Origin of the sequence: Pseudoalteromonas sp. AS84 (genome assembly GCF_038900255.1) — a bacterium.
GTDB lineage: Bacteria > Pseudomonadota > Gammaproteobacteria > Enterobacterales > Alteromonadaceae > Pseudoalteromonas.
In genome coordinates this window covers 82,177-94,297 of sequence record NZ_JBBMQY010000017.1, presented here as the reverse complement: position 1 = coordinate 94,297, position 12,121 = coordinate 82,177, and the positions used below count along the sequence as shown (strand labels likewise).

The 12,121-nt window shown below is 36.8% G+C and carries 6 protein-coding genes; 3 read left to right on the top strand and 3 right to left on the bottom strand.

All coding sequences use genetic code 11. The features are described 5' to 3' along the window. Positions 1-318: 318 nt before the first annotated feature. The 3 genes from WNY79_RS15945 to WNY79_RS15935 form a co-directional block, all read right to left on the bottom strand. Entirely contained in the window at positions 319-1,917 is a 1,599-nt protein-coding gene (locus tag WNY79_RS15945; protein ID WP_076915768.1) for an ABC-F family ATPase, read from the bottom strand. Between the two features lie 293 nt (positions 1,918-2,210). Further along, entirely contained in the window at positions 2,211-2,951 is a 741-nt protein-coding gene (locus WNY79_RS15940; RefSeq protein WP_342876366.1) for a transporter substrate-binding domain-containing protein, read from the bottom strand. 13 nt (positions 2,952-2,964) lie between these two features. Continuing rightward, positions 2,965-3,705, bottom strand: a complete 741-nt coding sequence (locus tag WNY79_RS15935; RefSeq protein WP_076924942.1) for an ABC transporter substrate-binding protein — start codon at positions 3,703-3,705, stop codon at positions 2,965-2,967. Positions 3,706-4,155: 450 nt separating this feature from the next. Between WNY79_RS15935 and dptF the strand changes: the two genes are divergently transcribed. The 3 genes from dptF to dptH are packed head-to-tail and all read left to right on the top strand — an operon-like array spanning position 4,156 to position 12,104. After that, positions 4,156-5,748: a DNA phosphorothioation-dependent restriction protein DptF gene (gene dptF, locus WNY79_RS15930; RefSeq protein WP_342876365.1), complete on the top strand. Its 1,593-nt coding sequence runs from the start codon at positions 4,156-4,158 to the stop codon at positions 5,746-5,748. A 1-nt stretch (position 5,749) separates the two neighbouring features. Then, positions 5,750-7,060 carry a DNA phosphorothioation-dependent restriction protein DptG gene (gene dptG, locus WNY79_RS15925; RefSeq protein ID WP_342876364.1) on the top strand — a complete coding sequence of 437 codons (1,311 nt, stop codon included), beginning with the start codon at positions 5,750-5,752 and terminating at the stop codon, positions 7,058-7,060. Beyond that, positions 7,041-12,104: a DNA phosphorothioation-dependent restriction protein DptH gene (dptH, locus tag WNY79_RS15920; RefSeq protein ID WP_342876363.1), complete on the top strand. Its 5,064-nt coding sequence runs from the start codon at positions 7,041-7,043 to the stop codon at positions 12,102-12,104. The genes dptG and dptH overlap by 20 nt, the downstream gene beginning before the upstream one ends. Positions 12,105-12,121 lie beyond the last annotated feature (17 nt).

Genomic DNA, 12,121 nt, shown 5'->3' with positions numbered 1-12,121 from the left:
TGCTCAATCACCTATTGTAAAAGCGTTGCTTTTAAACGCCAGCAAGCTGCGCGTCTACAAGTTAAATCAAACCACAGCGTTAAGTTTCACGGTAGGCGTAGAGCTTGCTCACGCGAGAAGCGCAGCTTCTAATTACTTTGTATATAAGAGTAGGAGTAAATACATGTGTGGTTTAATAGTTTTGTAAAAGCGTTGCTTTTAAAAGCCAGCAAGCAGCGCGTCTACAGGGGTTATGACCTCTAAAAATTTAACTATTCACTACACATAAAAAAACGGCGCTAAATTTAGCACCGTTTTTATAAGCAATTAGAAAAAAGTTTACGCTTTTTTCTCTTCACAACTTGCTAGGTATTCGTCAAACGTACCTTGGAAGTCGATTACTTTTTTATCTTTAATATCAATGATACGCGTAGCTAATGACGATACAAACTCACGGTCATGGCTTACAAAAATAAGCGTACCTTCAAAGTCTTTAAGCGCATTGTTAAGCGCTTCAATAGCTTCCATATCCATGTGGTTAGTTGGTTCGTCCATTACAAGCACGTTAACGTCTTGCATCATTAACTTACCAAATAACAGGCGATTTTTTTCACCACCAGAACAGTTACGCGCTTTTTTGTTTGAATCGTCTGCTGTAAACAACAAACGGCCTAACATGCCGCGTACCATTAAATCGTTATGCTTAGCTGTACGCCATTGCGACATCCAATCAAACAACGTTAAATCGTTATCAAAATCTTTTGTGCTGTCTTGCGGGCAATAACCAAAGGTCGCATTTTCAGACCATTTAATTTCGCCTTCATTACTTTTAAGCTCGTCTACTAAACAGCGTAAAAATGTTGTTTTACCCACACCATTTTCGCCAATTACAGCAAGCTTAGCGCCAGCTTCTAGTAGTAAGTCGCCACCAGTAAATAATGTTTCGCCATCAAAACCATGGCCAAGCTTATTAACTTCAAGCGCTTGACGATACATTTTTTTACCTTCGTCAAACGAAAGTGATGGGCTCATACGGCTTGAAGATTTAACTTCATCGAGCTTAATTTTATCCATTTTTTTAGCGCGCGAACTCGCTTGTTTAGCTTTTGAAGCGTTAGCACCAAAACGGTTAACAAAGTCTTGTAGCTCGTCAATTTCAGCGCTCTTTTTAGCGTTTTCAGCTAAAAGTTGCTCGCGTTGTAAGCCCGCAGCTTCTAAAAACTTCTCGTAGTTACCAGGGTAAATACGTAATTCGCCATAATCAATGTCGGCCATATGCGTACATACCGAGTTTAAAAAGTGACGGTCATGCGAAATAATAATCATCGTACATTTACGTTTGTTAAGCTCGTTAGCAAGCCACGTAATTGTATGAATGTCCAAGTTATTGGTAGGCTCATCAAGTAGTAAAATGTCAGGATTTGCAAACAACGCTTGTGCTAAAAGCACACGTAGTTTCCAACCTGGCGCTACGTTTGCCATTAAACCGTAATGAAATTCTTTATCGATACCCGCTTCAAGCAAAATTTCTTCAGCGCGGCTTTCTGCCGTGTAACCGTCCATTTCAGCAAATACGCTTTCAAGATCGGCTACTTTCATGCCGTCGTCTTCGCTCATTTCTGGTAACGAGTAAATACGTTCGCGCTCTTGCTTTACTTTCCAAAGCTCCACGTCGCCCATAATTACCGCGTCTACAACGCTGTATTGCTCAAAAGCAAACTGGTCTTGGCTTAGGTTACCTACTTTTAACCCTGGAGTAATAGATACATTACCCGCACTTGGAACAAGCGCACCGCTTAAAATTTTCATGAAAGTCGACTTGCCGCAGCCGTTAGCGCCAATTAAACCGTAACGGTTACCGTTACCAAATTTAGCTGAAATGTTTTCAAACAACGGCTCTGCGCCAAACTGCATCGTAATATTTGCGGTGGAGATCAAAAAGGGTAATCCTAGATTAGTACTGACAGGAGTACGCTGCAGCAAAACGCCACAAACAAGAACCAGACAATAGGGTAAATTAGCTGGCGAATTATACAGATCAGCCACAACGAATGAAAGATAAAAGGTAGCTAATTTATAACCAAGCGAAAATAACGGCAATTCTCAATTTTAAGTCACTATTTTTAGCATAAGTGGCGTTAGGTTTACCTATAACAGGAATATAAATAACCACTATCGTCAATAACATTAAATAAGTGTTGTAGCCAAATAGCCACGTTATTGCCCATGCTTTAATGCACAGGCTGATAAATTAACTTTATAGCGGCCGCATTTTTGATAATTAGTTGATTAACAGTCGCCACGTCATCAAGAGTTAGCGACTCTTTACTTAGCATAAAATGCACGTTGTTAACGTTAATCGGTGTAATAGACTTTACCTGCGTAATTGAGGGGTGTTTTTTTACAAAGTACTGCGCAACAGCAGAGTCTTCAATAACATAGTCAATTCGTTTTTTATCTAACATACTAAATCGATTATTTGCTTGAGCAGTAAGCACCACCTGTGTTGGATACTTAGTTTTTAACTGTTCAAGCTCGTTACCAAAAAAGCTCCCCCGGTTAATACCCGCTGTAAACTTTTTACTAAAAAGCTCAGCTAAGCTTGTTACATCAGGCGAATCTTTATGTTTATAAAGCCGCATAACCTCGTCGCGGTAAGGCAAACTAAAATGCGCATATTGAGCGCGTTGTTCTGTATAACTTGCCGCGTAGGTTATATCTACTCGGCCATTTTTAAGCTCAGCTTGAACACGTGAAAAACTCGGAAAATAAGTCCATTTAATACAAAATTTTGAATCTTTAAAAATAGCGTCTGCAGCATCCACTTCTGCGCCTAAAAATGTATCACCTTGTTTAACAAGATAAGGCGGCCAATTGGTTTCGTTAGTGCCCATCACCAATGTTTTTGTACATGCTAAGGCATTAAATTGAGTAAATAACAGTGTAGTAAACGCTAAAAATAAAGTTTTCATTACACTCCTTAAATTAGTGTTCAAACAACACTTTAAGTGCTGTTTTATTTTTATTTATATATTCATTAATTACCGCAAGCTCAGTAACCGACACCGTATTTTTGCTAAACATTAAGTAAATGTCGTCCTTGTTTACATACTCAATACTGGTTACTAATTTTATGTTAGTGCTTTTTTCACCAAAGTGAGCACCTACTAATTCGTCTTCAATAGCAAAATCAATACGTTGCTTATTAAGCATTTCAAAGCGCTTACTAGTTGCACTAGTGTATTCAATCTGCTTTTTATATTTAGTTTTATATTGCTCAAACTCTTCGCCGTAGTAGCTCCCAAAGTTAGCGCCCACGGTAAGGCCTTGTTTAAAAATATCTTCGAGGTTTTTAACGTTATGCTGATTGTTTGTATTTTCGTACAAACGCATAACTTCAGTTCGGTAGGTATCACTAAAGTGCACATATTTAGCGCGTTTATCGGTATAACTTGCAGCCCATCCTAAATCAATACGGCCGTATTTAAGCTCAATAAAAGCCCGCTTAGAATTAGGCAGTAACTTAACTTCAAAACAAAAAGGGGAGTCAGCAAATATAATGTTAAGCGCATCAACCTCCGAGCCTTGCAGCTTACCGTTAATACCCATTACATAAGGCGGCCAAAAAGCATCGTGCGATGCCACGCTAAAGGTTCTCTCACAAGCAAATACATTAAACGGAGCCGTAAACAGCAAACATAAAAATACGGTAATTAATTTATTCATTGCGCCTCATAGTTATTATTTTTGCTTATTATTACAACAGTATAAACCAGCTTTTGTATTTTAGCGGCGCGGGATTGTTTAAAGATGTAAAAACCATCCGTAATTATGAGAATGCCTAGTATGTAGGTGTTTATAGAAGGGTGTTTGTATTGTATGCGCGTTTACTGCTCAAGTGAGGTTGCCGAAGTTTTAAATTATGTTTTTAAATATATATCAATAGCTTGTAGTTAGCGTTTGAAAATTAAAAGCAAAAGTTACACAACAGTAATAGTAGATAAGTATTTAATGATAATGGCGTAGTTTTTATTGGCTATATCACTAATAAGCCTATATTTTTTAAAAGCAATCATGTAGATTGTTTCTAAATGAATACTAACTTAACGAAAGTTGGTTATAAACTGATAAACCAAGGACCGGTATTATTGAGCCGTTCCTTATGGAAATACTATTATGCGGTTGAAAGAAGCCCTCAGCGTTTTATCAAAGTCATCTCCTTATGCTGTATCAACAGAACGCGACAGTAAAAATAAAAGTCAGCTGGATGATGTAAAAGAATATTTGTACATCAAAATGCCAATAGCGGTTGATGTAGAAAAGAAGATATCGAGCTTTTCGTCAAGCAAGCCGGAAGTATTATTTTTATGTGGTAGTAGCGGTGATGGTAAATCCGAGATACTGACCGATTGTAAAAAACGATTTAGCAATCGAGCTCACTTTCACTTAGATGCAACACATAGCTTCGATCCTCGCGAAAATGCAATTCAAACTTTAGATAAAGTGTTTAACCAATTTGAATCAGATACTATGCCACTTATCGTTGGTATTAACACCGGTATGCTAGGAAATTATGCTGAAGAAGGCTCAAACGAAAAATTTAAACGTGTAATAAATAATTACCTATCAAATAATACCTCAACTGAAGATATAACTTTTATAAACTTTGAAGATTACCCTAAATTTTTTATAGATAAAGAGGGTTATACTTCTGAATTTGCGCAGAAATTACTTCAAAAACTAACCGCAAATGATAATAATATTATTCGTCAGATTTTCGACAAAGAAAAATTAGAACAAACGAGTCAAGTTAGTAAAAGGCTTCAAGCTAATTACGCACTCTTGAGCATCCCCGAAGTACAAAAAACAATAATTGAATTACTGTTTAAAGCTCGCTTAATGCGAGATCAATTCTTAACTGCTCGAGCATTACTCGATTTTATTTTCATGCTATTAGCTGGACCTGGTTACCTTTTCGATAACCTTTTTTCAGGTGGCGATAATGAGCTGGCAAATAAAATAATTGAGTTCGACCCTGCGCATTCAAGAACAAAAAAAATAGATCGTTTTATATTAGCTAATGATCTACATCTACCAGATCAAGAGTTTACTGAATTCAAAGAGTCTTTAAAAAGCTTAGGAATAGAGATGCTAGAAAGCAGTCTTTCTTACTTGCGTTTATTTTACATTCTTAAAGGAGGTCATTTCTCTAATGATTATCATGTTAAATTCGAACAAGATTTCAATGAAGCCCTTATAGAACAATACATAAACGTCTATCAACTACACAGAGATTTTGACAATAGCCCAGAGCATAAAAAACAGATTAAAGATTTTTACAACAATACGCTTCGCACCGCTATACGAAAATACAATAACCGCAACGCGCCTAATTTAGATAAAAGTCATTATTTAATATCTGAGCTAAACGGCTTTCAACTAGTTTCAGAGCTAGAAATCAAGGCAGATTTAAAGAGTATTGCAAACTTCTTACCAAAGTCATCTGCAAGTTTTACTGCTTTTATTAAAGTGCAGGAACACTCTTTAACAATCCCAGTAAACATTAACTTATTACGGTTGATGAAAAGAATTGCCGATGGTTACCGACCTAATAAACACGATAAAAATACCGTTGTACTCTTAGATGAATTGATAGATGAAATTGCACAAGTGGCAAATCAAGTTTCAACGTTGCATATCATTAAGGAAAATAAACACTTCACTATCAAAAATATTGATGATGAAGAGTTTGAAGTGAGTGGGCTATAAAATGATTAAAGAAACTTTAACACCACCAAACAACAATGCATTTAATACATTTTTACCTTTAAGAACAAAAGACAAACATTATAAGTTCTGCTGGGATACCGTACTAGGTTATTTCGTACATATCCTATACGCAAAGTCATTAGTAAATGGCGATATAGATAATTTTAAAGAGTTATGTGAAAAGCGTTTTTCAACAAAGTTAGATGAGCCAGAATTTTGGTCTGTACTTGAAAAAATGTATTTTGATAATGAGCAGCTATTCAAAATATCCCCAGAGCTACTCATTTTTAAAGCGCTTAAAGATGAAGTAGACACAAACAGTAAAAAAATGGGTGATATGTTTGTTGGTTTATTAAATGGTTTAACACTCGATAGCTCCTCAGTAAATGATTTAAATTTTTTAGAAAAAGAAATAAAAGCTGAATTTGATAGTTTTTATGTATCAGGAAAGTCAAAAACAACGCTCAAAACAGAGTCTGCCTATTTGCCGTTTCTAAGTGAATTATTTAAAAAAGACTTAGAGTTTTTAAATAAAAGACCTCACTACTTACTCAACAACTTTAATTCTGTTATTCGCTTATATGGCTTTTTATATATTTCGCAAATGGCGTTGAATATAAAAAATTGGACTCATGGTGCCCCTTCAAGCAAGCCTTGTTTTTTTATTATTGATAATGAAAAAGCCAGTGATGAACGCTCACAAGTTAAAAACTTTGGTTATAGCCAGCTACATGAATACCTAGAATACCTGTTCCCTTATTTGTTTATGAATGAGGCGATACAAGTCAAAGGTGAAGTTAAGCCCCTTTGGCAGCTATTTGAATCTATTAGCGAAAACGATGTTACTAAGTTGAATCAATTTGGTCGTGATTTTGTAGAAGACCGCATGCAACGCAAATGGTACAACACCGACCAAAATTGGGTAGACGCAAGCGATAAAAAAGAAGTATTACAGCAATTACTTAGCCTATCTCATGCTCAGTTCGACAATAAAAAAGGGCGCTTAACTGAATATAACGACACTGTAGTTAAAGGCACGTTGAGTAATATTTTAGAACCATTTATTCAGCGAAGAGGACGCGCAGGTCAAGTGCTAACGTTTAACCAAGATTACATAGTACTACTCACCAACCTTGCTATCGGTGAGCGCGACAAATTACGTTTTCACGAAATCATTAAAGAATTTGAAGCAAGAGGTGTTTTTTTTGATAAACAAAGCCAGCAATCTTTAATCGATTTTTATGAGCGAATGGGTAACGTAGAACGAATGAGTGATAGCGGAGATGCAGTATATGTTAGAAAAACAGTTTGAAGACTTTTTAGTTAGCCACTTCAATGTTTGGGCTGCTGAAGAATTAAAAGTTGGTTTTCGTTATCAGTTCACAAGTCCTGATAGTGATAAAGGATATGCTCTTTATCAAGCCTTTATGAAAATTGCAGACAATAGCGTAACTGTAAAAGGTATTGAGCTAAAAACAGTGCAGTACGGTGATGTTGAGTTAATACCGGTATACGAAGGTGAAAACTTTACAGAAAACTACATAGCGCATTTACGTGATGTTGTTTCAGCTATGGAAGGTGAAACAAAAGGCACTGCCTTATTAATCATTCATAACTCTATGCTCGATACATTAAAAAACTCTACTGAAGATGTTGCTCAGCCTGGCGTTGTTTGGGACCCAAAAAATATCAAGCTACTGCTACATAAAGAAATAGATCAAACTGATGAAAAAGCTAAAGTTTCTGAATGTTTACTCGATTATCACTTTGATGAAATAGTTGAAGACGAAGCCACTATGTTTGGCTTTGAAAAGCTCTACTATGCAATTGCTGATGGTGACTTACAGTTTCATGAACTTGGCTTGTTAAAAGATGACCAGCTTTCACAAGAGGGTTGGGAAGGTGATCAAATCAGCTTGCGTTTAAAAGAAAATAAAGAGCTAAGCGATAAACTCGATTTTATCACTCATCATTTTCCAAACGAACTACAAGACAAACTAGCTACCTTAGACTTTAGCGAAAAGTTTATAAAAGAGCATTTTCCTGAGGGGAATGTAGAAAAGTATAAAGAAACCCTCGATATAGGTGAATGCTTTACAGAACAGCAAAAAAACAGAACTAATTTGTTAGAGCTTGAAAGCGAAAAAGCGCCTTACATTGAACTACTTGCAAAAGCAAAGTCAGAAAAAGGAGCTGGCGTCAGAGAGCGTCACTTAATATTAGTTTTAGAACCAGAGCAGCATACATTCGAATTAGAGCTTTGCTTTATCAACCAAAAGTTAAAAGATAGCTTTTGTAAAATTCAACAAAGCAAAGAACTGCCAAATGTTGATATAACAATTAAAAACCCAGGCGGAATAAGAAGTAGAGCAGTACTTACAAGTAGTTTTGACGGACAAGCGCGCTATTTTATCTTTCGTGTTAAAACCGACAAACCAAAAGAAACTCACAATTTTAAAGTATTAGTTATTAGTAAAAATGACTTTTACATTGATGGCTTTAAGCACACTTACTTAGTTGACCCTGCAAAACAATGGTTAACGCTGCAAACTGATGAGCAGTCATTACAAATAAGCGATTTAACAAACACTAGTGTTCTGGCAGAAAACAACCAAGTATTTGATTCAAATGCAGTAGGCATTGTTGATTTTAAAAAGCTAGCCACTGAATCGGATGAAATAAACTTCACCGTACAAGGTGCGATTAGCCAATTAACATTTAATGTTGAAGGGGAAGTATCAACCGATACTTTGTCATTACCTTTATTGTTAGATCAAGGGCGCTTTAATCATTTATTTAATGATGAATACTTCGGGCAATTCAACCGTAGTAAAAATAAAGTACTTATTGACGGAAAAGAAGTCGCACCTAAAGCTAAGCGGTTAACGTTATTGCAAAACGAAGCTGAGTTACTCGATAGCTTAACCCTAGCTAAGCTTGCTAATGGCAATGATATTAAACTACAAGACTTAGAATCACATTATGCTGATTTATACTTTGCTTTTCGTGACTTATTTGATTATTTAACACATACAAAATCGTTGTTGAGCTTATCGGGCTGGGGCGAAAAACTTAGAGCGCTCGCTATTCAAGTTGTTGAAACTTATCAAACTGCTATTGATGAAATACCCTATCATGCACCACTTTTGGAACAGCATAAGCTACTTGTAAATATTGGCTTTGCAGATTTTGATGAGCAAACTTATATTACGCCATATCATCCACTGGTACTTGCTTATAATTACAACTTGGCATGCGTATTAAGTAAAGATAAAGAGGCAACAGGTAGTTTTAAAAAATTACCACCAGTTACTATTCAGCGCTTAACTGCTCAAGGGCTTTTACCCTTCGTGTACGATCCTGTGCATGACTTTTCGTATAATCACGCCGAAAAAGAAAATGTATTCTGGTCCAAACTTGTGCCACAACAAGAAAGTAGTTATGACTTTGTACGCACGCTTGTTAAAGATAAAGTAGGCAAATTTACCACCGCCTTTAAACATTTATTTGTAGCCGGTAGTAAAACAACGCTGATTATTAACTCTGTGAACAATCAGCAAAATAAAGAGCTATTTTTAGGCCTGATTGACTACATCAAGCTCAAAAAAAATAAAGTTACCAATATTCATGTAAATTTATACGACGAAGCGCAGTGTTATACATGGTTTGACAGGTTTGCAGATATGGCAAGCTATGATGACTTAAAAGAGCTCTGTGAGTTAAATAAAGGCGCTGCCCGTGAGCAGGCTGATAGCATAATCGATTTACTAAGAACACGTTTAACTTACAGCAAATTTGAGCATGAAAAAGGCAAAAAAGAGCAGCACTATGCACATATGTCGTTTTTTAAAAATAACGAACGTGTACAAGCGACTGACGTTGATTTATTAAAACAAGAAACGGGTGTTGTTTGTCATGGCTTAATGCCAGGTGAGTCGGCATCAAATAAAAATGGCAGCTATTACACGTCGTTTGGCCTAAAAGGCATTGACGTCGATAGTGCACCACAATTAAAGCTAGTTGCTAAATATAGTGGATTAATCAAGCCTGCAAAGCGTCATCATGAAGAGTACAGCGAGTCTAAATCTCAAGCACTTGTGGTTACTGAGAGCTTTAAAACGTTGTTAGAGCGCTCTTACGAGAACTCAATCTGGACCACAATAATCGATCCTAAAGTAACCTTAGAGTTTTTTGAAAGTCAAAAAAACATGGTGCTTATTCATTATTCAGATAACTACACAAACTCAGTTAATTACGATGCAATAACGGTCACTAAACAAACCGATCTATACCACAAAGTGCTCGAAAACGACGAGGGCGGTATTATCGAAGAGTTTAATGCGTTTAATGGTGAATGGTTGTTAAACCTTGTAACGGCAAACGACAACGAGCGAAAAGAAAAGCGCGGCATTATCTGTGCCTATAAATACATTAACTGTTTAGTCGCAGACTCTGATATTACGTGGGTACCCCTTTCTATTGCGGAAGTTATACGAGTGGCAGGTAACTTAGGCCTAAATATGGCTGATAGCGATTTATCGCGCCATGCGCAAGGCTTTAAAAAAGGTGTTATCTCAGACGATATTTTATTTGTAGGCTTTAAAGGCCAACAAATGATTTTATTGCCTGTTGAAGTTAAAACAGGTAAGCGCCAAACCCATAGTAAAGGTGTTGAGCAAGCCAAAGAGCTCAAGCAATACTTTGAAGCACTTCTTGGGCAACAAACACTCGCAGGGCATTTATATCGTGGTTTATTTATGCGCCAAGTATTAATGCAAATTGATAAGTACAAGCTGTATAAAGTGTATAAAGAGGGTTACTTCAATAGCATTGAGCAACGCAGTGCGCAGTGGCTTCAGGGCGATTATGAACTTGCAGAACTTGTAGATTACCCTGCAGGGTTCTTATTTGTAAATGTAGAAGATGATAACTTTACAAAAGCATCATTCTTAAAAGTGCACAACATACTCAAAATAGAGCTACCAGCAGGTAATTTATCTCACTGGGTTAAAACCCCAATGCAGAATTTATTAGCCGACTTAACCCCCGCTAAATTACACCATATTGATGCGCAATATATTTTAACTAAAAGCGCAACAACGCAAAAAGTTGTACTTGAACAAAACGCCAAAGCTGACGAGCAAACTGAGCTTACAAAAACGCAAGGTACAAAAATTACCGCATTAGACGATGTATCACCAACTAGGAACGATAGTAAAAGTGTACAGCAAGCAAACCCTACAGAGGTTAAAGAGGAAAGCACAAACAACTTAGTTGTGGCTGCAGGAACGGCGCGTAAAAAAATGAGTGAAAGCGATTTAAGCGCTATCTATCAGCAAATTATTGATTGCTACTACAGCCATAATATTACGTTACTCAAACCAGATAATGTTGAACCTTACATTGAAGGCCCAGCCTCAATTTTATTTAGAGTCGGGTTAAACTTAGGTGACAAGCCTGAAAGCGTATTTGCCAAATCGCAATCACTTAAGCTCGCGTTAAAACTTGAGCAAGAACAAGATGTAGGCTTTGGTATAGATAAGGGCTGTATTACGATTGATGTACCAAAAAGCCAAGAGCAACGTTACTTTGTAGACCAAAACGACATTTGGCCAAATTGGCAGCGCCCACAAAATGCACTTGAAGTACCGCTAGGTGAAGACCGCTTTGGCAGTGTTGTCAAAATTAACTTTTCGTCATCCAATAGTCCGCACTTATTAATTGGAGGTACTACAGGAAGTGGAAAGTCCGAAGCATTGAACACCATTCTTCATGGGCTTACACAACATTATTCTAACTCCGAATTGAAACTAATGCTTGTAGACCCTAAAAGTGTTGAACTTACTTTTTTTGAAAATAGTAAACACCTAATTGGGAAAATAGGATTTGAGGATATTGATGCTTTAAAGTTACTTAAAGAGGCTGTAGATGAAATGCAAGCTAGATACTCTAAATTCAGATCTGTCGGGGTACGGTCATTACCTGAATACAACGAAAAAGTTAGTACTGAAGATATAATTCCTTGGTGGGTACTTGTGTTAGATGAATATGGAGATTTAACATCAGATAAAGAAATGAAAAAGGAAATCGAAGCCGAACTTAAACGTTTAGCCCAGAAAGCTCGCGCAGCAGGGGTTCATTTGATTATCGCAACTCAAAAACCAAGTGCTGAAGTCATCAGTACAAATCTTCGATCTAACCTTCCCGCGCAGTTAGCTTTACAAGTTAAAAATGGTACGGAAAGCCGTGTGATTCTCGATGAACAAGGTGCAGAAGTACTTAATGGTAAAGGGGATGCTTATCTTAAATCAGAGGGTAAGTTGGTTAGGGTTCAATGTGCAAGAGTTAACTTTTAAAAATCAAGTTTTAGGAA